Source organism: Amycolatopsis sp. NPDC021455 (assembly GCF_040640995.1).
GTDB lineage: Bacteria > Actinomycetota > Actinomycetes > Mycobacteriales > Pseudonocardiaceae > Amycolatopsis.
On the sequence record NZ_JBFACT010000089.1, the window covers coordinates 1 to 22,641 of the forward strand.

Annotated in this window: 21 protein-coding genes; 12 read left to right on the forward strand and 9 right to left on the reverse strand. The window is 71.9% G+C overall.

Features of this window, described 5'->3' with window-relative positions; genetic code table 11:
• Positions 1-68: 68 nt before the first annotated feature.
• From AB0G28_RS44610 to AB0G28_RS44625, 4 genes are all read right to left on the reverse strand, one after another.
• Entirely contained in the window at positions 69-1,316 is a 1,248-nt protein-coding gene (locus tag AB0G28_RS44610; RefSeq protein WP_361104059.1) for a cellulose binding domain-containing protein, read from the reverse strand.
• Positions 1,317-1,327: 11 nt separating this feature from the next.
• Positions 1,328-2,917 (reverse strand): glycoside hydrolase 43 family protein, encoded by a 1,590-nt coding sequence (locus tag AB0G28_RS44615; protein ID WP_361104061.1) that lies wholly within the window; start codon positions 2,915-2,917, stop codon positions 1,328-1,330.
• 97 nt (positions 2,918-3,014) lie between these two features.
• The gene (locus AB0G28_RS44620) at positions 3,015-4,211 is read right to left on the reverse strand and encodes a hypothetical protein (RefSeq protein ID WP_361104063.1); all 1,197 of its coding nucleotides are present in this window, start codon (positions 4,209-4,211) and stop codon (positions 3,015-3,017) included.
• Positions 4,208-4,978 (reverse strand): polysaccharide deacetylase family protein, encoded by a 771-nt coding sequence (locus tag AB0G28_RS44625; protein ID WP_361104065.1) that lies wholly within the window; start codon positions 4,976-4,978, stop codon positions 4,208-4,210. The genes AB0G28_RS44620 and AB0G28_RS44625 overlap by 4 nt, the downstream gene beginning before the upstream one ends.
• Before the next feature lie 178 nt (positions 4,979-5,156).
• On the opposite strand from AB0G28_RS44625, the gene AB0G28_RS44630 reads away from it, so the two are divergent.
• On the forward strand, positions 5,157-5,627 hold the full coding sequence (locus AB0G28_RS44630) for a ricin-type beta-trefoil lectin domain protein (protein ID WP_361104067.1): 471 nt from the start codon (positions 5,157-5,159) through the stop codon (positions 5,625-5,627).
• 37 nt (positions 5,628-5,664) lie between these two features.
• Positions 5,665-6,432, forward strand: a complete 768-nt coding sequence (locus AB0G28_RS44635; protein ID WP_361104069.1) for an alpha/beta hydrolase — start codon at positions 5,665-5,667, stop codon at positions 6,430-6,432.
• 9 nt (positions 6,433-6,441) lie between these two features.
• On the opposite strand, the gene AB0G28_RS44640 is transcribed toward AB0G28_RS44635, so the two are convergent.
• The 3 genes from AB0G28_RS44640 to AB0G28_RS44650 are packed head-to-tail and all read right to left on the reverse strand — an operon-like array spanning position 6,442 to position 8,690.
• The gene (locus tag AB0G28_RS44640; RefSeq protein ID WP_361104071.1) at positions 6,442-7,791 is read right to left on the reverse strand and encodes a hypothetical protein; all 1,350 of its coding nucleotides are present in this window, start codon (positions 7,789-7,791) and stop codon (positions 6,442-6,444) included.
• Positions 7,788-8,123 (reverse strand): hypothetical protein, encoded by a 336-nt coding sequence (locus AB0G28_RS44645; RefSeq protein WP_361104073.1) that lies wholly within the window; start codon positions 8,121-8,123, stop codon positions 7,788-7,790. The genes AB0G28_RS44640 and AB0G28_RS44645 overlap by 4 nt, the downstream gene beginning before the upstream one ends.
• Before the next feature lie 15 nt (positions 8,124-8,138).
• Positions 8,139-8,690 (reverse strand): YbaB/EbfC family nucleoid-associated protein, encoded by a 552-nt coding sequence (locus AB0G28_RS44650; protein ID WP_361104075.1) that lies wholly within the window; start codon positions 8,688-8,690, stop codon positions 8,139-8,141.
• A 156-nt stretch (positions 8,691-8,846) separates the two neighbouring features.
• On the opposite strand from AB0G28_RS44650, the gene AB0G28_RS44655 reads away from it, so the two are divergent.
• Together AB0G28_RS44655 and AB0G28_RS44660 are read left to right on the forward strand one after the other, a co-directional pair.
• On the forward strand, positions 8,847-9,446 hold the full coding sequence (locus tag AB0G28_RS44655) for a hypothetical protein (RefSeq protein WP_361104077.1): 600 nt from the start codon (positions 8,847-8,849) through the stop codon (positions 9,444-9,446).
• 119 nt (positions 9,447-9,565) lie between these two features.
• Complete coding sequence (locus tag AB0G28_RS44660) at positions 9,566-10,078, forward strand: RICIN domain-containing protein (protein WP_361104079.1); 513 nt, start codon at positions 9,566-9,568, stop codon at positions 10,076-10,078.
• On the opposite strand, the gene AB0G28_RS44665 is transcribed toward AB0G28_RS44660, so the two are convergent.
• Entirely contained in the window at positions 10,060-10,887 is an 828-nt protein-coding gene (locus tag AB0G28_RS44665) for an AAA family ATPase (RefSeq protein WP_361104081.1), read from the reverse strand. The two genes, AB0G28_RS44660 and AB0G28_RS44665, sit on opposite strands and share 19 nt — an antisense overlap.
• Before the next feature lie 115 nt (positions 10,888-11,002).
• Here AB0G28_RS44665 and AB0G28_RS44670 point away from each other — a divergent pair, with 115 nt between their 5' ends.
• Positions 11,003-13,849, forward strand: a complete 2,847-nt coding sequence (locus AB0G28_RS44670; protein ID WP_361104083.1) for an AAA family ATPase — start codon at positions 11,003-11,005, stop codon at positions 13,847-13,849.
• 80 nt (positions 13,850-13,929) lie between these two features.
• Here the strand turns inward: AB0G28_RS44670 and AB0G28_RS44675 are convergent, their stop codons facing one another.
• On the reverse strand, positions 13,930-14,931 hold the full coding sequence (locus AB0G28_RS44675; RefSeq protein ID WP_361104085.1) for an aldo/keto reductase family protein: 1,002 nt from the start codon (positions 14,929-14,931) through the stop codon (positions 13,930-13,932).
• A gap of 224 nt (positions 14,932-15,155) precedes the next feature.
• On the opposite strand from AB0G28_RS44675, the gene AB0G28_RS44680 reads away from it, so the two are divergent.
• The 7 genes from AB0G28_RS44680 to AB0G28_RS44710 are packed head-to-tail and all read left to right on the forward strand — an operon-like array spanning position 15,156 to position 22,641.
• On the forward strand, positions 15,156-16,424 hold the full coding sequence (locus AB0G28_RS44680) for a glutamate-5-semialdehyde dehydrogenase (RefSeq protein WP_361104087.1): 1,269 nt from the start codon (positions 15,156-15,158) through the stop codon (positions 16,422-16,424).
• Positions 16,421-17,158 (forward strand): alpha/beta fold hydrolase, encoded by a 738-nt coding sequence (locus AB0G28_RS44685; protein ID WP_361104089.1) that lies wholly within the window; start codon positions 16,421-16,423, stop codon positions 17,156-17,158. The genes AB0G28_RS44680 and AB0G28_RS44685 overlap by 4 nt, the downstream gene beginning before the upstream one ends.
• Positions 17,155-17,442 carry an acyl carrier protein gene (locus AB0G28_RS44690; RefSeq protein WP_361104091.1) on the forward strand — a complete coding sequence of 96 codons (288 nt, stop codon included), beginning with the start codon at positions 17,155-17,157 and terminating at the stop codon, positions 17,440-17,442. The genes AB0G28_RS44685 and AB0G28_RS44690 overlap by 4 nt, the downstream gene beginning before the upstream one ends.
• Positions 17,442-18,794, forward strand: coding sequence for a TrpB-like pyridoxal phosphate-dependent enzyme (locus AB0G28_RS44695; protein WP_361104093.1), 1,353 nt, complete (start codon positions 17,442-17,444; stop codon positions 18,792-18,794). The genes AB0G28_RS44690 and AB0G28_RS44695 overlap by 1 nt, the downstream gene beginning before the upstream one ends.
• Positions 18,784-19,887 carry an acyl carrier protein gene (locus AB0G28_RS44700; RefSeq protein ID WP_361104095.1) on the forward strand — a complete coding sequence of 368 codons (1,104 nt, stop codon included), beginning with the start codon at positions 18,784-18,786 and terminating at the stop codon, positions 19,885-19,887. Before AB0G28_RS44695 ends, AB0G28_RS44700 begins: the two co-directional genes overlap by 11 nt.
• The gene (locus tag AB0G28_RS44705) at positions 19,884-21,386 is read left to right on the forward strand and encodes a class I adenylate-forming enzyme family protein (RefSeq protein ID WP_361104097.1); all 1,503 of its coding nucleotides are present in this window, start codon (positions 19,884-19,886) and stop codon (positions 21,384-21,386) included. The genes AB0G28_RS44700 and AB0G28_RS44705 overlap by 4 nt, the downstream gene beginning before the upstream one ends.
• Positions 21,370-22,641: a type III PLP-dependent enzyme gene (locus AB0G28_RS44710; protein WP_361104099.1), complete on the forward strand. Its 1,272-nt coding sequence runs from the start codon at positions 21,370-21,372 to the stop codon at positions 22,639-22,641. Before AB0G28_RS44705 ends, AB0G28_RS44710 begins: the two co-directional genes overlap by 17 nt.

Here is a 22,641-nt window from a genome sequence, read left to right on the forward strand (position 1 = left end):
CGAATGACTCATTCGGGACGTGCGAGGTCCCGAATGAGTCATTCGCGACACCGGCCGGCAGCCCGCGGTCAGGCGACCGTGCAGGCCACCCCGTTGAGGGTGAAAGCAGTAGGCGCGGCCGGGTCACCCGTGTGGGTGGCCTGGAAACCGATGCCGATCGAGCCGCCGGCGGGGATCGCCGCGTTGTAAGTGACGTTCTTGGCCGTGACCTGCCCCGAGGACGGCGAGTAGCTCGCGCTCCAGCCGGACGTGATCGTCTGGCCGCCGGGCAGGGTGAAGACCAGCGACCACCCGTCGATCGCGGCGGTGCTCGTGTTGGTGATGGTGATTTCCGACGTCAGGCCGGTGTTCCAGGCATTGACCTTGTCGGACACCTGGCAGCCGCCGGGCGGCGGGGGCGGCGGCGGAGGCGGCGGGGTGTCGGAGCCGAACTGCGAGAAGAACTTCCACACCAGCGCCGGCACCCAGGTCCGGGAACCGCTGTCCCCGGTCGCCCCGTCCTGCGGCGCGGCGATGTGCCCTTCGTCGAACGCGGCCCACTCGACCGGATACCCGGTCCGGCAGCCCGAGTAGTCCGTGACGCGGTGCGTCAGGCTGCCCTGCGCCGGCTCCGGCGGGTTCTGCGCCGCGCAGCCGTTGTTCCGCACGAACGTGTCGCGCAGCGACCGGCCGCCGGAGATGTTGAGGACGTTGTCCCGGATGCCGTGCACGCCGAGGTACGCGATCGGCTGGGTACCGCCGTTGCACCCGCTGAGCAGCCCGCCGGACTGGACCGCGACCGCGCGGAACACGTTCGCCCGGGAGCAGGCGACCGAGTAGCTCATCGCGGCGCCGTAACTGAAGCCCAGCGCGAACCGCTGTGTCGTGTCGACGCAGAGACCGCTTTCGAGCTGGTTGAGGATGTTGTCGACCAGGGCGATGTCCTCACCACCGGAGTTCGCCCAGCCGTTGTTCAGCCCTTGGGGCGCGACGAAGATCGTCGTGTTGTTCGCCAGCCGCTGGAGACCGTAGTAGGCCCACGCACCCGTCTGCACGGTCCGCCCGGTGTCGACGTCCACGTCGTTGCCGCCCAGCCAGTGGAACCCGAAGATCAGCCGGTACGGGTGGTTGACGTCGTAGCCGTCGGGGATCCGCAGGATGTATTCGCGGTTCTTGCCGTTGTTCTGGATGGTGTGCGTGCCGCTCGTCAACCCCGGCGCCTTGCCGCAGCCCGTGCTCGCCGCGGCGGTGCCGGCGTCCGCGGCGGCGGCCGGGACGGCGGCGCCCAGGGTGACCAGCGCGGCGGCCGCGATCACCGCCAGGATTTTCCTTGCCATCATGGGACTCCTCACGGGGTGGAGAGTTCGAACCGCTGGAGGGTGACCGCGCCGCCGAGAGCCTGGCTGGCGTAGTTGAAGACGGCGAACCGGTAGCCCATGAAGAACTGCCACGCGTTGTTCAACGTGAAGGCCGGGCCGAAGCGGGTGAAGTTCACACCGTCGGTGCTGTAGGAGAAGGTGGCCTGCCGGCCGGCGCCGGGGCGGATGTCCGCGTTGGCCCGCAACCAGATCTTGGTCCCGCCGAAGGCGGCCGAAGCGGCTTCACTGCCGGTGTTGCTGGTGTTCCAGTTGCCGTCCATGGTGATGTTGTTCTGCAGGACGACCCGGTTGCGGCCGCCGTCGCGCTTGACGCCGATCCAGGCCGAGGAGTCACGGAGCATGGCGAGCCCGGTGCGGTCGCCGTCCCGCATGGCCGACAGGTCGAGCGTGACCGTCGCCGTCGAGCTGGGTCCCTGGATGCGGTGGGTGAGGGTGTTGCGAGCCCAGTACAGGTCGTTCGTGACGGTGGCGGTCTGCAGCCGCAACCCGTTGCCCACGCTGTACTTGCTCGTATCAGGGTTGTGGTTCCACTCCCACTGCGGGCCGAGCGCGGAGCCGGTGAAGGTGTCCACGCCGGTCATCGGCGTCACCGGGTGGGCGGGCAGGTTCGGGAAGGGGTAGCTCGCGCCCCAGCCGCCGTTGACCGTCGTGACGCGGGGCCAGCCGTCCGCGGTCCACGTGATCGGGGCGAGCACGGGAACCCGCCCGCCCGGGTAGGCGTCGACGAACGCCATGTAGTACCAGTCGCCGTTCTGGGTCTGCACCATCCCGCCCTGGTGCGGTACTCCCCCGCCCGGGATCGGGCTGGGCATGTTCAACAGCACCTGCTGCATCGTGTACGGGCCGAACGGGTTGCTGGCCTTGAGGATGTACTGCCCGTTCGCAGGGCGGGTCAGGAAGATGTAGTAGAAGCCGTTGCGCTTGTAGAACCGCGAGCCTTCGAGCGTGCCGACGTTCGACGGGGTGCTGAACACCTGCTGCGACCGGACCTCGGTCTTCCCGTCCGGCGACAGCTGCGCGACGCTGATGTTCGTGTTGCCGTAGGAGACGTACATGGTGTCGTTGTCGTCGACGAGCATGCCGGCGTCGTAGTAGCACTTGTTGATCGTCGTCAGCTTCTGCCACTGGCCCGCGACGTCGGTGGCGGTGTAGATGTGCGTGTTGGCGAAGTCGACGCAGCCGCCCCAGTAGAACGTGCTGTTGCTCTTGCGGTAGTTGAGGAACGACGCCCAGATCCCGCGCACGTACCCGCGGCCGCCGTTGAGGTCGTACTTCGCCCCGAAGTCCAGGCGGGGCACCGAATGCCCGGCGTACTCCCAGTTCACCAGGTCGTAGGAGCGCAGGACCGGCGCGCCCGGCGAATAGTGCATCGTGGAGGCCGAGTAGTAGTAGGTGTCGCCGACGCGGATGATGTCGCCGTCCGCGAAGTCCTGCCACACCACCGGATTACCGTAAGTGGCCGCGGTCTGGGTGGGCATGCTCCGGGCGGGGCCACCTCCGGCGAGCCCGACGGCGACCGCCGCGACGAGTCCCAAGATCCACGTTCGACGGCGTGCCATGAAAGTTCCTTCCCGCAGCCCGCTCGGCTATGTGAGCGCTAACAAATGCGTAGCGCGGCACGGCCGTTAAGTCCAGCGTTAAGCGTGAAAGTTTCTTTCAGCGGGTGATGCCGGTGTGGCCGAGCGAATACCGGCCCGGCTGCGGCCACACGCACAGGCCGTGCGGTTCGCGGCCGACGGGAATGGTCCGCAGCAGCGCGCCGTCCTTGGTGGACAGCACGTAGACGACGCCGTTGTAGCGGCCGGACAGCCACAGCTGGGTGCCGTCGGCGGTGACGTTGCCCATGTCGGGGCTGCCGCCACCCGGGATGTGCCAGACGGTCACCGGGGCGCCGGTGTAGGCGTCGAGCACGCTGACACTGCCTTCGTGCCGGTTGGTCACGTACAGCTGCTTCGCGTCCCGTGAGAGGTAGAGCCCGTGCGCACCCTTCCCGGTCGGGATGAAGCGGAGCACGTGCGTCGCCGCGCCGTCGAGCACCCAGACGCCGTTCGCGTCCGAATCGGCGATGTAGTACACCGACCCGTCCGGGGCGAGCTTGATGTCCTGCGGGCCCATGTGCGTGTTGCGGTGCGGCATGTCGATCATGCGCAGCAGCTTGTGGGTGGCGACGTCCACGACGGCGACCCGGCCGGCGAACTCGCAGGTGAACACCGCGGTCCGGCCGTCGGGCGAGAAGTCGGCGTGGTCGATGCCGGCGCAGTCGGGCGCGGCGGTTTCGTCGTGCTCCTGCCAGGTGTGCGGGTCGTACCAGACCAGCTTGCGGCGCGCCTCGGCGACCGAGATGGCGTACTTGCCGTCCGGGGAGTAGTACATGTTGTACGGGTCGACCACGGGGATCTTCTTGCCCGGCAGACCCGTCTTGGGGTCGAACGGCATGATCAGGTTGGCCTGGTCGTCGGTGGCGTAGAGGGTCCGCAGGTCCCAGGACGGCACCACGTGCTGGAGCTCCTTGCCCACCGGGTACTTCGCGACCACTCCGAAGGTGGCCGGGTCGATCACCCAGACGTCGCCGGAGCCGCTGTGCGGCACGTAGACCAGCGGCTTGTCCCCGGTCACCGCGGGCGACAGCTGCCCGGCCCCGGCGGCGGCGTCGACGTTGCGGGCGTCGGTGACCGGCGGCATGCCGGGCAGCGGGTTGCCCGCCGGGGCGGGCGGGGTGGCCTCGTGCGGCAGCCCGGTCGTCGGCATGTCGGACATGCCGGGCATGCCGGCGTGGTCGGACGCGGGCGGCGACGAACAGCCGGCGAGCAACAGCAGGACGACGGCGAACCAGCCCCAGCGGGTACGGGTCACTTCAGCAGCTCCGTCGCCGTCACCGGGGTCAGTCCCCGTTCACTCAGGTCGGTGAAGATCCCGGGCAGCGCGGCGACCGTGCCGGCGTGCCCGAGGTGCATGCTGACCACGCTGCCGGCGCGGGCCTGCGCCACCGCGGCCCGGATCGCGGCCGGTCCCGGGTCCTTCCAGTCGAGCGAGTCGACGTCGTAGGACAGCACCCGCGCGTAGCCGGCTTTGCCCGCTTCGACCAGCTCCTGCCGGGTCGCGTGCTGCCCCTGCGACTGGCGGAAGAACGCCCCCGGCGTCCCGGTCACCTCGGCGAGCTTGTCCCGGCACCGCTCGATCTCCGCCAGCATCGGCTCCGGCTTGTACCCGGCCAGCGCGGGGTGGCTCCAGGTGTGGTTGCCCAGCTCGTGGCCGCCGTCGCGCACCATCCGCGCGGGGTCCGGGTGCTCGGCCAGCCAGGTCCCGACGGCCAGGACGGTGATGTGCGCGCCGTGCTGCCGCACCAGGTCCAGCACCTGGCGGGTGATCCGGGGGTCGCCCGCGCCGTGGAAGGTCAGCGCGATCTGCGGGCGCCCGGAGGTGGCGCGGGCGACCTCGACGGCCGGTCCCGACGGCGCCGCGGAGGTGGACGCGGCCGTCGACGGCGGCGGGCTGGTCGGCGCGGGCGTCGAAGACGGCACAGCGGGCGCCGGCGCCGGGACGGGTGCCGAGCAGGCGGCCAGCGCCGACGCTCCGGCGGCGAGGCCGAAGAAGTGGCGTCTGGTCAGCGATGTGCGCACGGTGGGCACCCTAGGGCCCACCGGTCCGCCACGCGCGACACCCCCGCGCGAGCGCACTCAGCGTCCTCTCAGCGACCTTGTGGCAAAGGCCTGTGGGCGGCGTGTAGCGGCCGTATGGAACGGCTCCATAAATTCCCCTTCGGCACGGAAAACGCCCTTTCGACCGTTAGGGGAAATCGTGGAATTCAAGGGAAACCTCACTCGGCTCGCCGGGGCCTGCGCGGCACTCGCCTTCGGCTCGACGCTCCTGGTCGGCGGCGCGTCCTCGGCGCAGGCGGCACCGGTGTACTACCAGGTGCACAACGCCAACAACAGCCGCCTCTGCCTCCAGCTGAACATTTCCGCCGGCAAGGGAAACGTCATCCTCGGCGACTGCAACCGCAGCGCGAGTGTGGTGTGGACGATCAGCGGCGGCATCTTCCGGAACCCGGTGTCGGGCCACTGCCTGGACGGGAACGGCGCGGACGTCTACACGTTCCCGTGCAACGGCGGCGCGTACCAGCAGTGGTCGAACTCCGCCAGCCCGACGTACATCAAGCACGCCTGGAGTGACAAGTACCTGACCGCGCGCGGAATCCCCGGCGAGGAGGTCGCCTTCGCGACGTCGACCGCGACGTCGTCCCGCTGGGTGATCGAGCAGCTGCCGTGACGAACCGGCCGCGGGGACCGTGTGGCACAGTGATCGGGTGACCGACCCGGCAGCGCACCGGTTCCCCGGCCGGGACGGCGTGGACCTGGCCTACCGCGAACTGGGTGGCGGCCGCCCTCTGGTGCTGCTGCACGGTTTCACGGCCGACGGAACGCAGTGGATCCGGTCCGGGCACGCGACGGCCCTGGCCGGGCAGGGCTACCGCGTCGTCCTTCCCGACCTGCGCGGCCACGGGCACAGCGCCCGGCCGCACGACCCGGCGTGCTATCCCCCCGACGTCATGGCCGACGACGGGCTCGCCCTGATCGAGTGGCTCGGCCTCGGCGACTACGACCTCGGTGGGTACTCGTGGGGCGCCCGGACCGTGCTGCGCATGCTGGTCCGCGGCGCCCGCCCGGCCCGCGCGATCGCCGGCGGCCAGGGACTCGACGCCGTCACCCGCGCGAGCAGCCCCCACGGCGGGTACCGCCGCGTGCTGACCGCCATGGCCGACGGCGAACCCCTCGAACCCGGGTCACCGGAAGCCGCGCAGGCGTCCTGGATCACCCGGCTCGGCGGTGATCCGAAGGCTCTCCTGCGCGTGCTCGACACGCACGTTCCGACACCCGAAACCGCGCTGGCGCGGATCACGACCCCGGTCCTCGTGGCCGTCGGCGACCGGGACCGCGGTCAGTCCTCCGCCGGCGCGCTGGCCGCGACCCTGCCGAACGCCCGGTTCACCCGGGTGCCGGGCGACCACTACACCGCGTTCGCCGGCCCGGAGTTCGCGTCCGCGATCACGGCGTTCCTCGGACCGGCATCCTGAACCCCGGTCCTACTGCGGCTGTTGCTGCTTCTTGTCCTCCTCGGCCCAGGCGGCCTCCGCCTGCGACTGGATGTCGGTGAGGCCGCGGTCGACCTGCACGATGTCCTTGCCCGCCCAGCCGGCGAAGTTCTTCGAGCTCTTGGCGTCGGACAGGGCCTTCAGCATCGGGTAGTAGTCCGGCTTGTTCTTCTTCAGCCAGTCGTCGACCCACTTCATCTTCTTGTAGCTGTCGCCGAACTTGGTCTTCAGCCAGTCCTCGTGCTTCTTGATCATCGGGAAGTCGTGGTCGCTCAGGTGCGACTGCGGCGACGGCCGCGTGGGGGGCGGCGGGTCCGCGGGCCTCGGCAGCGGCCGCGAGAAGTTCGGGACCGTGCCGTCACCCGGGGGCCGGGTGACCGGCGCGGCGCCGCCGCCGGGGCCGTCGTGGGTGACCGCGGTGCCCGGCGGGGGCAGCGGCCGCGAGAAGTTCGGGACCGTGCTGTCGCCGCCGGGACGGCCGGCAGGCGGAGCACCGCCACCCGGCCGGGGCAACGGCCGGGAGAAGTTCGGCACGTTCCCGCCCGGACGCGGCACGGTCGTCAGCTCGTGGCCCGGGTTCGCGCCGGCCTTCGGCTTGACCAGCTTCGACAGCTGCGTGAGCCGCGCCAGGGTGCGGCCGGCGTAGGCGACGACCTTGGCGAGCTTGGCCGCCATCGCCGCGACCTGCACCGAAACCTGCACGACGATCTTGCCCACGCCGACGGCGATCGACGCGCCGAAGGTGAACGCGGCCATCGCGAGGGCGATCAGCATCGTGGCGATGATGTCGCCGAGGATCGTCGTGATGATGTCGCGGATCAGCGTGCGCACCGCGGCGATCAGCGCGCCGGTGGTCTCGACCATGTAGCCGGCGACGTCGGACGCCTTGGCGTTGGCGTCGATCCAGCCCTTCCGGTCGTCGATCGACTTCTTGAAGCTGTCGTAGCCCTTGCCCTGCCACTGGGTGATCGTCGACTTGAGCGTCTTGTCGAGGTCCTCGCCGGTGTTGCGCAGGCTTTCGCCGATCTTGTGCAGCTCGTTGGCGACCTTCGTGACCTCCGACGGGTTGCCCGCGACCTGGTCGAGCGGCCACTTCAGGAACGAGACGTGCTCGATCAGCCAGCCCAGGCCCGCGGCGATCAGCTTCGCGAACGGGTCCATGACGAACGCGACCGTGTCGAGCGCGGCGCTGACGATGTTGACGCCCAGCTCCACGCTGACGGCGGCGAGGTCGCCGCCGTGCGCGGTCTGGACCTTGCCGATCGAGTCGCCCACCTGCTTCCAGCTGTCGAAGACGCCGGCGCCGGTCGTCGAGTTCGATGCCGTGATGGGAACGGTCACTTGCCCAGCTCCGTCTCGAAGGTGCTCAAACCCTGTGCTGTGTTCGAGTCGTGGGTGGCGTACGTTTCGGCCGCCTTCTTCACGTCCTCGGCGGACTTGCCGATGTCCCCGGCGAGCTTGCCGATCTCCCCGGTGATCACCGCCATCGTGATCCGCGAGGGCACGGCCAGCACCTGCGCGAGCAGGATGCCGAACGCGGCGTTGTCGAACCCGTTGGCGGCCTGCATCCGGTTCGCGGCGTCCTGCACCGCCGGTTGCGTGGTGCCCGACAGGAACTGGCTGAACTTCTGCAGCTCGGCCGGGTCGACCGAGAATCCTTCGCCGGAAACCACCGGTTCTCCTCCCGCCTACCAGGGGTTGCTCTCGCCGTCGTCCTCTTCCGGCTCGGGCCGGGGACGACGACGTGGCTGATCACGCTGCGGCCGCTGGGGGTCCGGCGGCCGGACGGGCGGGGGCGCGGGCGGCCGCGGGCGGTCCTGGGCCTCCTGCTCCGGCATGAACACTTCGCTCTTTTCCGGTGGCATGCCCGGCGGCGCGTCCTCCGCCGGCGCCGGCAAGAACTCCTCGAGCATCTCGCGGGCGGCCGAGTTCTCGCCCACCATGCCGCTGAACGCGGCGGCGACCTCGGCCGAGACCTTCTGCTGCGCACGGCCGATCAGCTGCATCACGAGACCGGAAAGGGCTTGCGGGGAACGCGAGTACGCGCGGGGGCCGAACCGGAGGTCCTGCAGGACCCCGCTCGGGCCGACGGTCACCGAGACCGCTCCGTCCGGCGCGTGCACGGTGGCGACAGCGGATCGGAGCCGTTCCTGTGCCGCCGCTGCCTTGGCCTGGATTTCCCCGAGCTCGGCGGTGAACGCGGCCAGCGGATCGTCGCCGGGAGGCACTGACTGTGTCAATTCGTCCTCGTCGCAAGAGAGTTGGTGACGACGAAGTCAATCAGCGTCGCCTTAACTCCGGATGACACGGACCGAGCCGTCGGCTGAACGCGGGTCCGCCGAAAGGTATGATCTCGGTGGGGCGAGGGGGAAACAGGCAAGATGTCAGGTGGTTTCGTGCAGTTGTACCGGCGGGACTGGTCGCCGGAGCAGGTGCTCCGGCGGGTGGACTCGCTGGCGGCGGCCGGCATGGCACTGCGCCATCCCCGCACCGGCCGGATCACCGCGATCAGCGGAGAGCGGGAAACTTGCGGCGAGCAGGTCGAAATGGACCGGCACAGCCTGCTCGCCGCCATGTCCGGCCTCGCGGAGAAGCAGTTCACGTTCCAGTACTGGATGACCGGCGACGAGGACGCCGACGTCCTCTGCACACTCGGCCGGGCCGACGCCGGCGTGGTCGTCGAGCACTACAGCCTCGACGGCTTCGGCGGCCCGGTCTGGCGGAAGGGACAGGACACGGTGATCCGCCGGCTGCTGGCCGAGTTCCGGGCGACCGGACCGGCGGCGGTCGGCCTGGTCGTCGACCGCTGGGGGCCGTCGCTGGAGATCGACCTCGACGACGTCGTCCTCGGCGGCCCCACCCCCGTGACCGTGGGGCCGGAACTGCTGGTGCTGCGGCCGGAGGTCGCCCGGCGGCACCCGGAGCTGGGGACGCTGGTCCCGTTCGGCGGCTTCCTCGCGCGCGACATCGACGGGATCCTCGCCCTGGCACCGTGACCGGCTCCGGCGGCTTGTCACGTACGTACTCTTACGTATGTCTCGGCCCGGTGATCGGCCGACAGACTGTCCCCGGCGCGGAAAGCGCCGTCGAATTCCGACTTCCAGGGGAGAACAACATGAACAGTCGCCTGCGGACAGCCGCCCTTCTCGTCGCGGCGACGGTCTCGGCGCTGACGGGACTGGCTTCGGCCGCGAACGCCGGGTCCTTCTGGGACGAGGCCCACAACCGCAACAGCGGCAAGTGCATCAACGTCCGGGGCGACTCGGAGGACGCGGGCGCGTGGATCCAGCAGTACCACTGCGACAACACGCCCGCCGCGAAGTTCCTCTTCGCCGATCTGGGCAACGGCTTCGTCGAGATCGTGGGTCAGAACAGCCACAAATGCGTTCAGCCCCAGAACGGCCGGCTGGAGAACGGGGTGGGCCTGCAGCAGTGGTTCTGCCAGGCCACCGACGCGCAGCAGTGGCAGCTGCTGCCCGGGACCGACACCACGGTCATGATCAAGAACCGGGCCAGCGGGAAGTGCGTCGACGTGCCCTTCTTCACCTCCGACGACCGGGTGGTCCTCCAGCAGTGGACCTGCAGCCCCGGTTCGGCGAACCAGGAGTTCTACCTCGTCAACGGCTGACTCCGCCGTTCCTGCTGCCCGGGGCCGGTTTCGCCGGCCCCGGGCAGCAGCCCGAGCCGCTGTGCGCGCAGCACGGCCGTGAGGCGGTCCGAAGCGTCCAGCTTCCGGTAGAGGTTCTCGAGGTGCTTGTGCACGGTGCGGGGCGAAGTGCCGAGGCGGTGGGCGATCGCGGTCGCGGTCAGGCCGTCGACGAGCAGGGTCAGCACCGCGCCTTCACGACCGGTCAGCCGCCGCTTCGCCTTCTCCAGCTCGATCACGGTGCCGCGCGCGAACCGGTCCGGGTCGAGACCGAACGGAACCGGCGCGCCGCCGGAACCGTCGCTGCGCACGGCGGCCAGGAGCCCGACCGAGTGCTCGGGCAGGCGGCGCGCGACGTAGCCGAGCACGCCGGCGCTGGCCGGGTCCAGCCACTGCGTGTCGTCCACGGCCAGCACGACAGGATGGCGTTCGGCCAGTGACCGCACCAGGCCGAGCGCGGCCACGTTCACCGCCCGCGGGTCCGGCGGCGCGCCCTCCGGAGCCGTCCGCAGCAGGGCGACGTCCAGCGCGTGGCGTTGCGGCCCGGGCAGCAGGCCGAACTCCGCGTCGGTGACCCCGTCGAAGAGGTCGGTGAGACCGGCGAAGGGCAGCGTGCGCTCCGGCTCGGCCGGCCGGCAGGCCAGCACCCGGTAGCCGCGCTCGCGGGCGCGCTCCACGGCTTCCCGCCACAGCGTCGTCTTCCCGGTCCCGCTCTCGCCCTGGATGACGGCGGCGGCGAGGCGGACGACCGCGTCGTCGAGCTCGCGGCGCACAAGGCGTTCAGTGTGCACGGTTTTCCCCCCGGTGCGGACTCCTCCGTCCGCTCCCCGCCACCGTGGCGGAATCCCGGGCCGATAGCATCCGCAGATGTGCGTACGGCGCCCGGGACGGGCGGTGTCCTGAGCGATGGCAGGCAGCGGCTTTCCGGCACCGGCGCCGTTCGTGGGCCGGCGGCGGGAACTCGGGAAGCTCGAACACCTCCTGGCCGAGGCGGCGACCGGGGTCGCCGGGACGGCCGAGATCGCCGGCGAGCCCGGGATGGGGAAGACCCGGCTGCTGACCGAACTCGCGGTCCGCGCCCGGCGGGCCGGGTGGCTCGTCCTGTCCGGCCGGGCGGCCGAAGCCGAACGGCACGTTCCCTTCTCCGTCCTCGGCACCGCGCTGGAGGAGGCCGGCCCGGACGCTCTCGCGGCACTGGACCCGGGTGCGGCCGGCCTGCTGCGGACCACGTTCCCGGCGCTGTCCACCGACGCCGAGCCGCTGGAAACCGCGCCGGCCGAACGGTATCGCGTGCACCGCGCGGTGCGCGGGCTGCTGGAAGCGCTGGCCGTGCCCGGCGGGCTGGTGGTCCTCCTCGACGACCTGCACTGGGCCGACGAAGGCACCGCCGAGGTCGTGGACCACCTGCTCCGCCGTCCGCCGCACGGCCGGCTGCTGCTGGCCGTGGCGCACCGGCCCCGGCAGACCTCGAGCTTGCTGCGCCGCGCGCTGGCGCAGCACCGCGACGTCCTCCGGATCGAGCTGGGACCGCTGACGCCGGCCGAGGTGGACGAACTGCTGCCGGTGGACGGCGACGCGGCGCGCAAACAGGCCCTGTACGCGGCCAGCGGCGGCAATCCCTTCTACGTCCAGGCTTTGGCCGGTCCCTACGCCGACCCCGAGGTGCGGCCCGTCGAAGGGGCGGTGCCCGCCGAGGTCCCCGAATCCGTGCAAGCCGCGCTTCTCGCCGAGCTGCACGCCCTGTCGCCCGAACAGCTCGTGGTGGTGCGGGCCGCCGCCGTCGCGGGTGACGACGTCCCCGCCGGCCTGATCGCGAAGACGGCGGGCTCGGCGCTCCCCGAGGTCCTTCCCGTGCTGGACGAGCTCGTCCGGCGGGATCTCCTCCGCGCGAGCGCGCCGGGCGGCCGGTTCCAGTTCCGGCACCCGCTGGTCCGCCGGGTCACCTACGACGCCGCCGGCGCCGGCTGGCGGGTGGCCGCCCACGCCCGGGCCGCGGCGACGCTGCGCGAGGGCGGCTGGCCCGCCACGGAACTGGCGCACCACGTCGAGCGCTCGGCCGCGCCGGGCGACCCGGTGGCCGTCGAAGTGCTGCGGGAGGCGGCCGCGGCTTCCCTGCACCGGGCACCCGCGGCCGCCGTCCACTGGCTGCAGGCCGCGCTGCGGCTCGATCCGGGCCGGCCCGACCTGCTGACGATGCGGGCGCAGGCCTACGGGCTCACCGGGCAGTTCGAGGAATGCCGGGCCACGCTCCACGAACTCCGGCAGCTGCTTCCGGCCGAGCTGACCGAGCAGCGCGCGCGGATCGCCGCCTTCGGCGCGTTGATCGAGCGGTTCCTGGGCCGTCACGTGGAAGCCCGCGCACAGCTGCTGGCCGAGCTGGCGGCGCTGGCCGACCAGCACGGCCGGGCCGCGCTGAGCCTCAAGCTCGGCCTGGCGAACGGTGTCGTGCTCAGGGCCGACCAGGATCACCGCCGCGACTGGCCCGCGGAGGCACTGGTGGCCGCGCGGCGGCAGCCGGAGCGCCCGCCGGTGGCCAGTGCGCTCGCCATGTGCGCCTTGCGGAGCCACGTGCTCGGCCGCGTGGACGAACGCACCGTGGCCTGGCTGGACGAATCGGCGATGCTGGTCGACGCGGCGATGGACGCCGAACTGGCCGCGGCGGTCGAGACGGTCGGCTTGCTCGGCTCGGCCGAGCTGTGTCACGAACGGCTCGACGACGCCGTCCGGCACCTGACGCGGGCACTGCGGATCGTGCGGGCGGCCGGGCAGAGCCACGTGATCACGTTCCTGTACTCGATGCTGGGCGGGGTCGCTCTCGTCCGAGGCGACCTCGACCGGGCCGCCGCCCACATCACCGACGAGCTCGATTCGGCGCACCTGACCGGCAGCCCCGCGCTGCGCAGCTTCGCCTTGCGCAGCCAGTCCACGCTGGCCATCACCACGGGCGACGCGGAGGCGGCGGTCCGGCTGGGCAAGGAAGCGCTGGCACTCGCCGAGGAGGCGAAGCTGCCCGAGATCGGCCTGGTCTCGGGCACGCTCGGCGCCGCCTGTTTCCTCGCCGGTGACGCGGCCACGTGCGTGGAACTGATGACGGCCGGGGGCGGCGGCCCGGACCTGTGGCAGGTCTACCCCGTCGAGCGGGGCAACTGGTACGAAACGCTCGCCGCCGCGGAAGCGTCGCTGGGCCACTCGAAGGAAGCCGGCGAGTGGGCCGACCGGGCCTTCGCCCAAGCCGCCGGGCTGCCCCGCCGCACCGGACTGGCCCACCTGGCCCGGGCACACACGCTGGCCGATCCCCGCGCGGCGGCGGAGGCCGCGGTGCGCGCGGTCGAGTTGTTGCGTGGCGCGGGTGACCGCATGCTCGCGGGCCGGGCCCACGTCGTCGCCGGCACGGCGTTCGGCGCGTCCGCGGACGTGAACCGGGCCCGCGAACACTTCGGCGAGGCGTGTGCCCTGTTCGAAGCGTGCGGTGCCCCTCGGCAGGTGGAGCAGGCCCTGCGGACCCAGCGGCGGGTGAACGCGCAGCAGCCGCGCCGCCGGAGCGAGTCCGCGGACGACGGCACGCTCACCGCCCGCGAAAGGCAAGTCGCGGAACTGGTCGCGCAGGGGCTCACGAACAGCCAGATCGGCGAAGTCCTTTACGTCAGCCCGAAAACGGTCGCCGTTCACGTCGGGCGGCTCTTGACGAAGCTCGGCGTTGCACGGCGGGGCGGGATTGCGAGCCGGCTGCCCGCCGAACCTGAGGACCGCTGAGCGGCGGCAGTACGCCCCGGCGGCCCGCCAGGCACCCTGCTCGATGACGGACCGCGGTTTCATCCGGGCCTGGACTGGGCTCAGACGAGGGCGGTGAGCGGCACGCCGATGAGGGTCGGGTCGAAACGGCTGACGCCGTCGAGCAGCTCGTCGATCTTGGTCATGACAGCGGAGTCCAGCACGACGTCGGCGGCCTTGACGTTGTCCGAGACCTGCTCGGGGCGCGAAGCGCCGGTGATCGCGGTGGCGACGTTGGGGTTCTGCAGCACCCACGCGATGGCCAGCTGCGCCATGGTCAGGCCGAGCTGCTCGGCGATCGGGCGCAGTTCCTGCACCTTGCGCAGCACGTCGTCCTGCAGCCAGCGGACCATGTAGCCGCTGCCCTCGCCGTCGGTGGCGCGGGAGCCGTCCGGCGGCCGCTCGCCGGGCAGGTACTTGCCGGTGAGCACGCCCTGGGCCACCGGCGACCAGACGAGCTGGCCCATGCCCTCACGCTCGCACGTGGGCACGACCTGGGCCTCGATGACCCGCCACAGCATCGAGTACTGCGTCTGGCTGGCGATCAGCGGGACGCGCAGCTCGCGGGCCAGCGCGGCGGCGCGGGTGATCTGCTCGGCGGTCCATTCGGAGACGCCGACGTAGAGGATCTTGCCCTGCCGCACCAGGTCGGCGAAGGCGAGCATGGTCTCCTCCAGCTCGACCGTGGGGTCGAACTGGTGGGCCTGGTAGAGGTCGAGGTAATCCGTCCCGAGCCGGTTCAGGGAGCCGTGCGCGGACTCCATGATGTGCTTGCGGCCCAGGCCCTGGTCGTTGGGGCCGCCGGGACCGGTCGGCCAGTACACCTTGGTGCAGATCTCCAGGCTCTCCCGGCGCTGACCCGACAACGCGCGTCCCAGCACCTCCTCGGCGCGGGTGTTGGCGTACATGTCCGCGGTGTCGAACGTCGTGATCCCGGCGTCGAGTGCCGCTTCCACGCATTTCCTGGCTTGTTCCTCCGCCACCTGGGACCCGTGGGTGATCCAGTTGCCGTAGGAAATCTTGCTCACTGAGAGGCCGCTGCGGCCCAGTCGACGATGTTCCATGCCTCACGACGCTCCAAGGAATTTTCCGCACAGTCAACGTTTAAAGCCGCGGAACAAGGTGCCGCCGATCGGGTCATAGAAAAACTTTATGAGCCGATCAACGGGAACGTGATCGCCCTTGCAGCACCCCTTTCCCGATGGCAGCGTGGGCATCCACCAGGGGGAAATCACCAGCCGCCGCGGAGTCGCCGCGGCCGGAATCCGGTTTCGAGATCGGGAGAACAATGGTCGACAAGATCATCGGTGCCGCCCGTGCGGCGACCGTGGCGGCACCGCCGCTGGGCAACGAGGCCTACGAGCGTTTCTGCGCCGGACTGGCCCACCGGCTGACGACGGCGTGGCCACGGATTCGCGCGGCGAACGAGACCGACGTCGACCGGGCGCGGGAGCGGGGACACCCCGACGTGCTCGTCGACCGGCTCCGGCTGACCGACGAGCACCTCGCCGAACTGGTGACTTTCACGTCGAAGGTCGCCGGGGAGATGCGTGAGCTGACCCGCCGTCCGCCGGGCACCCCGATCGGTGACTGGGGTGTGCGCCACCGCGTGCCGCGGCCGCTGGGCGTGGTCCTGATGATCTTCGAGGCCCGCCCGACCGTCACCGTCGAGGGCGCGCTGCTCAACGCGGCGGCCGGCAACGCGGTGATCCTGCGTGGCGGCAAGGAGATCGCCCGGACGAACGCCGCGCTCGGCGCCGCGGTCGCGGCCGCCCTGGAAGACGCGGGGCTGCCCGCCGGCCTGGTCACCGTGCTCGACGACCCCAGCCGCTCGCTGCTGCGGGACCTGCTGCACCGCCCGGACGCGATCGACGTGCTGATCCCCCGCGGGAGCCCGTCCCTGATCGACTACTGCCACCGCGCGAGCACCATCCCGGTGCTGGCCAGCGGCGGTGGCGTCAACCACCTCTACGTGCACCGCAGTGCCGAACTGGCCCAGGCGGTCGCGATCGCGCTGGACAGCAAGCTGCCCGCCCCCGCGGGGTGCACTTCGCTGGAGATCGCGCTGGTCGACCGGCCGGTGGCCGACGAGTTCGTGGCGGCGCTGCTCGACGGCGCCCGCGAAGACGGGCGGCCGTTGACCGTCCGGGTCGGCGAGGGACTCCGGCAGCCGGAAACCACCGGGCAGTGGCGGGTGGCGGCGCTGGCCGAGCACGACCTGGGCCGGGAGTTCCTCGACAGCACCGTCGGCGTGGTGGCCGTGGACTCCCCGGACGAAGCCGTCGAGTTCATCCAGCGTCACGGCTCGGGGCACAGCGAGGCGATCGCCGCCACCGACCCGGTGGTCACCGGCGAGTTCACCGACCGGGTGGACGCGGCGACCATCGTGGTCAACGGGTCCCTGCGGCTCAACGACGGGCCCACGCTCGAGCTGGGCTCGGAGATCGCGATCAGCACCAGCAGGCTGCACGCCCGCGGGCCGATCACCCTGGCCGCGCTGGTGAACTACTGCTGGGTGGTCGAGGCCAACGGCCGGCTGCGCGAGGCGAGCCGATGACGGCCCCGGTGACGACGCCCCCGCTGCTGCTGCCGCTCAGCCGGCGACCGCGGGCCCCGCAGGCGGTGCTGGTGCACCCCGGTGGTGGCGGCCTGAGCCCGTACACCCCGCTGGCCGTGCGGCTGTCCCGGCGGCACGGCGTGAGCGGGATCCGCGCCGGCGGCCTGTTCGCCGGTGAGCGGCCCGACGACGACGTCGGCGTCATGGCCGAGCGGTACCTGGCGCTGCTGGCCACCCTGCCCCGCCACCCGGAACTGCTGGTGGGCTGGTCCATGGGCGGAGTGCTCGCCTGGGAGCTCGGCGCGCGGCTCGCCACGACCGGCCCCGCCCCCGCCGTCGTGATGATCGACAGCTTCACCCGCCGGGAGGGGTTCCGCACCACGGCGCAACGGGACGCGGTCGTCGAGCGGATCATGCGGTCGGTGCACGCCCGGGTCGCACCCCGCGACCAGCGCTGGGCCGAGGCCACCGCCCACGCCCACGTCACGGCGTCGGGCCGGCACCGGGTGACCAGTGCCCACCCGGGCCCCGCGCTGCTGATGGCCTGCGCGAGCCCGCACCGCCGCACCCAGGTCGAGAACTGGGCCCGGCTGTCCGGGCGGCTGCGGGTCCGCGAACTGGACTGCGGCCACTTCGACGTGTTCGGCCGGAAAGCGCTTCCGGCGGTGCTGGCCCATCTCGACGAATTCCTGACCGACAAGAGAATTCCGGAAACCCTTGGAGGGAAACGATGACGACCGGACCAGACCACACGACGGTCTCCGACTCGGTCAAACGCGTGGTGATCGCCGAATCCCGGCTTTCCCTGGCGCCGGAAGAGATCCCGGACGACGAGCCGCTCAACGGCGACCTGCTGCGCATCAACTCACTGGGTTTCGTCGGCATGCTCGTGCACCTGGAGGACGCGCTCGACGTGACCCTGCCCGACGACCTGTTCGTGGGCCGCACGTTCAAGACGGTCGACGACCTCGTCGAAGTCGTCGCCGAAGGCGCCCGCGAGACGACGGAGGAGCCGTGATGAGCCCCGTATCCCTGCCCGCCCGCTGGCGCAGTGTGCTGCCGCACCTGGACGAGCCGCTGCCGCCCGACCGCAGCCCGGAGGCCACCGCGGGCGGCGAGGACACCGGAGTGTCGGTGAACCTGCCGTTCACGCTGGTGCGCCAGTCCACCCAGAACCGGGAGTTCTGGGACATCCCCGCCGAGGTGCTCGACGCGTACCGCAGCTTCCGGCCCACCCCGCTGTGGCGGGCACGCCGGTTCGAGGAGGCCGTCGGCGCGCGGGTGCCGGTCTACGTCAAGTACGAAGGCGGCAACATCTCCGGCAGCCACAAGCTGAACACCGCGATCGCGCAGGCCTACTACTACGCCAAGGCCGGGGTGCGGGAGCTGGTCACCGGCACCGGGGCCGGGCAGTGGGGCACCGCGCTCGCCGCCGCCTGCGCGATGTTCGGGCTGCGCTGCCGCGTGTTCATGGTCGGCACGAGCCTGCGGCGCAAGCCCTACCGGGGCACGCTCATGCGGACCCTGGGCGCCACCGTGCACGCCAGCCCGAGTGAGCTGACCGACGTCGCCGCCCGGAGCGGCGGCGGGGTGAACAGCCTCGCCCTGGCCATCGGCGAAGCGGTCGAATACGCCGGGCGCACCGAAGGCGCCGCGTTCTGCATCGGCAGCGGCGAGACCTACAGCATCCTGCACCAGTCCGTCATCGGGCTGGAGGCCATCGAGCAGCTCGCCGCGCTGGAGGCCGATGTGGACAGTGTCGTCGGCTGCGTCGGCGCCGGCTCGAACTTCGGCGGGCTCGCCCTGCCGTTCTTCGCCGAGTCCGCCACGACCGGGGCGCCGTGCCCGCGGCTGGTGGCCGCGGAGTCCAGCACCACCCCGAAGCTCAGCCGCGGTGTCTACGCCTACGACAAGACCGACGCCACCGGTGTCAGCCCGATGGAGGCGATGTACACGATCGGCAGCTCCTACCCGATCCCGGACTCGCACTCGGCCGGCCTGCGCTTCCACGGCGCGGCGAAGGTCATCTCCGCCATGCGGCACCGGGACCAGGTCACCGCCCGCGCCGTCGGGCAGGTCGAAGCCCTGGAAGCCGGGCGGGTCTTCACCCGCTCGGAGATGGTGCTCCCCGCACCGGAGTCCGGGCACGCGCTGGCCGTCGCCGCCCAGCTGGCCGCGGACGGCGGGTCCGCCCGCGGCGTGGTCGCCTGCGTGAGCGGGCACGGCTACCTGGACCTCTCCGCGTACCAGCAGCTGGCGGACGGCGAGCTCAGCAACGAGCCGCCCGGGGAGCAGGCGCTGGTGACGGCGATGGACCGGCTTCAGCCCGTCCCCGGGCTCGCGGTCGTGGGGAGTGGTCATGGTGCCTGAGCAGCTGGACCACCGCCTCTTCGACTGCGTCCAGGTGAACCTGGCCGAGCTCGCCGACCGCCTGCACGGCGCAGGCACCCATCTCGCGATGGGCCGGGTCCTGCGCTTCTGGCCCCGGCCGGGCGCGGACGGGTTGCCCACCGTCGAGCCACAGGTCGACACGCAGGTGACCGAATCCGCCGACCTGCTGGGATTGCGCGTCACCCGGCGCGCGCGGATCGCCTCGGTGGACGAGCTCGAACCCGGCCCCGGCTGCTACGCCGTGGCGGACGCCTTCCACCTGCCGTGGGTCCCCTACCACCGCAAGGAGCACCTGCAGCACAGCTTCCTGGTCGAGCCGGACGGCGACGGCGTCACCGTCGTGGACGGCTACCACAACGACACCCAGTGGGGTGCGGCCCGGCCGGGCCGGTGGACGCTCACCCGTGCGGAACTCGCCGAAGCACTTCCCGAAGGCGCGCTGACGTTCGAGATCGCCGCCACGGACCGCCCGGCGGAGCGCACGCCGCTCGTGGAGCTGGCCGACGCCGGCGCCTACGTCGCGGCATACGCCGACTTCCCGGACCGGGTGCGGGCGCTGCGGGGCCTGACGTTGCAGACGTGGCTGCTCACCCGCGGCCGCCGCCTGCACGCCGCCGCGATGGGACTGGACACCGAAGCGGTCCGTGCGCACCTGGCCGAGTGGGACGCGCTCGCGAAGCAGGTCTACCTGGCGAGCCGCCGGGTCTCCGCGGGCCGGGACGAACCGCGCTCGGTCTTCGGCCGCCTCGACGGCTGCCTCGCCGCGGACCACACGGCGTTCGACGAGACCGGTCCGGTCACCGAGTCCACAACGGACTCCGGAGAAGTGCCCACGGAGGTCCGCGAATCCGTCTCCGCGGTGATCCGGACCGTGCTGGGCACCGGGCCCGCCGAAGGCGACCGCGCGCTCGGCGACATCCCGGGCTTCAGCTCCTTCCGCATGATGGAGATCGTCGAGCGGATCGAAAGCGACCTCGGCGTCGAGTTCGCCGCCGAGGACCTGGTCCCGGAGAAGCTCACCCACGTCGACGGCCTGTGCCGCGCCGTCCTGGACGCCGGAGGAACACGATGACCTATTCGCCACGCGTGCTCCACGAACTGCTGGACCACGCGGCCCGGCAGTGGCCGAACCGGACCGCGCTGACCCGCCGGGACACGTCGGTGACCTACCGCGAGCTCGCCGCCGCCGCGCACCGGGTGGCCGCCGCGCTCGCCGCCCGGGGTGCCCGGCGCGGGGACCGGCTGCTGATCAACGCCCCGGCGAGCACGCTGCTGCCGGCCGTCGTGTTCGGCGCCGCCCGGGCCGGAGTGGCGTTTTCCCTCCTGCACGAACAGGTTCGCGGCAGCAGCCTCGACCACGTGCTGGCGGACTCCGAGCCGGTGCTGATGGTGACCGGCGACGAGGAGGTGCGTCGCTCGGCCGAAGCGGCCGGCGTCCCCGCGGTCTCGGTGGAGGACCTCGCCGACGGCCCGGACCACGACGTCGAACTGCCCGCTCCCCCGCTGCCGGTCGACCCGGTGTGCCTGATCTACACGTCGGGTACGACGTCGTTGCCCAAGGCCGTGGTCAGCACCCACCAGCAGATGCTGTTCGCCGTCGGGGCGATCTCCTCGGTCCTCGAGTACCGCACCGACGACGTCGTCTACAGCCCGCTGCCGCTGTCCTTCGACTACGGGCTGTACCAGGTGTTCCTGGCCGTGGCGGCGGGGTCGAACCTGGTGCTGGGCGCCCCCACCGAGGTGGGCCCGTCGCTGGTCCGCAACCTGGTGCGCGCCGGCGCGACCGTGCTGCCCGCCGTCCCGGCCGTCGCCGAGGCACTCAGCGCGCTGCTGCGGCGCCGCCCGAAGCCCGCGCCCGCGTTGCGGCTGCTCACCAACACCGGCGCGGCGATGCCCACCGGCACGCTGGAGTCCTTGCGCGAGGCCATTCCCACGCTGCGCGTGCAGCTGATGTTCGGGCTCACCGAATGCAAGCGCGCCACGATCATGCCGGTGGACGGCGACCTGGACCGGCCCGGATCCAGTGGCAAGGCGCTGCCCGGCACCGAGGTCTTCGTCATCGGCGAGTCCGGCGAGCGGCTGCCCGCCGGGGAGGTCGGCGAGATCGTGGTGCGCGGCCCGAACGTCATGGCCGGGTACTGGCGCCGCCCGGAGCTGACCGAGCAGAAGTTCCCGCGCGTGGACGGGCTGTTCCCGGAGCTGCGCACCGGCGACTACGGCCGGCTCGACGAGGAGGGCTACCTCTACTTCGACGGCCGCCGCGACGACATCTACAAGGAGCGCGGGTTCCGCGTCAGCGCGACCGAGGTCGAGACTGCCGCGCGCGGCGTGCCCGGCGTCCGCGAAGCCGCGGTGCTGGTCCCGAAGGACACCCGCCCGGCCTGGCTGTTCGTCACCGGCGAGCTGGCCGCCGAAGGCGTGCTCGACGGGATGCGCACCCGGATCGAGGAGTTCAAGATCCCGGCGAGCTGCCTGCGGGTCGAGGCACTTCCGTTGACCGGCAACGGGAAGGTCGACCGCAAGGCGCTGGCATCGATGGCGGAGGAGGTGTCCAGTGGAGGCGCTCGCTGAACATCCGGCGGCGACCGCGGACCTCGCCGGGACCCCGACCCCCGCCTACGTCTACGACCTCGCCGAAGTCCGCCGCAACCACCGGCGGCTCGACGGCGCCCTGCCCCGCGGCACCGGGCTGCTGTACTCGCTCAAGGCCAACCCGCACCCGGACGTCCTGCGCACGCTGCGCGAGGCCGGTACCCGGCCGGAGGTCTGCTCCTCCGGCGAGCTGCGGGCCGCGCTCGAAGCCGGCTGGACGGGCACGCAGGTGCTCTACACCGGCCCGGCGAAGCGGGACGCCGAAATCGCGTGCGCGCTGCGGGCCGGGGTGCGGGAGTTCTCCGTGGACTCCCCGCACGCCGTCGCCCAGCTGGACCGGCTCGCCGGCGAAGCCGGGGTCCGCGTCCGCTACCTGCTGCGCGTCAACGACGACCAGCCGGTGCCGGGCCAGGGCCTGGCGATGACCGGGGTGCCCTCGCAGTTCGGCGCCGACACCGACTGGATCCTCGCCGAGCCCGCCCGCTTCGCCGGGGGCGAGCACGCCGAGGCGTCCGGGCTGCACCTGTACATGGGCACCAATCTGTCCGAAGTGGACGATCTGCTCGGGCAGTTCCGCCGCGCGCTGGGCACCGCCGCGCGGCTGCGGGAAGCGCTGGCACCGCACGGGGTCCGCTTCCGGACCCTCGACCTCGGCGGCGGGTTCGGCGCCCCGTTCGCGAAGGACGGCACGGCCGTCGAGCTGCCGGGGCTGCGTGAAGGGCTCGAAAAGCTGTTCGGCGAGGAACTGCCGGGCTGGCGCGAGCACGGGCCGGACGTCGTGTTCGAGTCCGGCCGCTACCTGGTCGGCACGGCGGGCACGCTCGTCACGGCGGTGCTGGACGTCAAACGCTCGCACGGCAAGGACATCGTGGTGCTCGAGTCCGGCATCAACCACCTCGGCGGCATGTCGGGGATGCGGCGGCTGCCGCCGCTCGCGCCGCGCCTGCTCGGCCCCGCCGGACCGTCCACACTGGACGCGATCGTCGCCGGCCCGCTGTGCACGCCACTGGACACCTGGACCCGCGGCACCCCGCTGCCCGAGCTGAGCCCCGGCGACCTGGTCGCGGTGCCGAACGTCGGCGCCTACGGGCTCTCCGCGAGCCTCGTGGCCTTCCTGGGCCACCCCCTGCCGGCGGAGGTCGTCGTCGACGGCGACCGCCCCGGCGCCCCCGCGCGGACCTCCCGCGTGGAACTGGTCAGGACCACTGACCCCGCTTCGGCGGACCGAGTATGA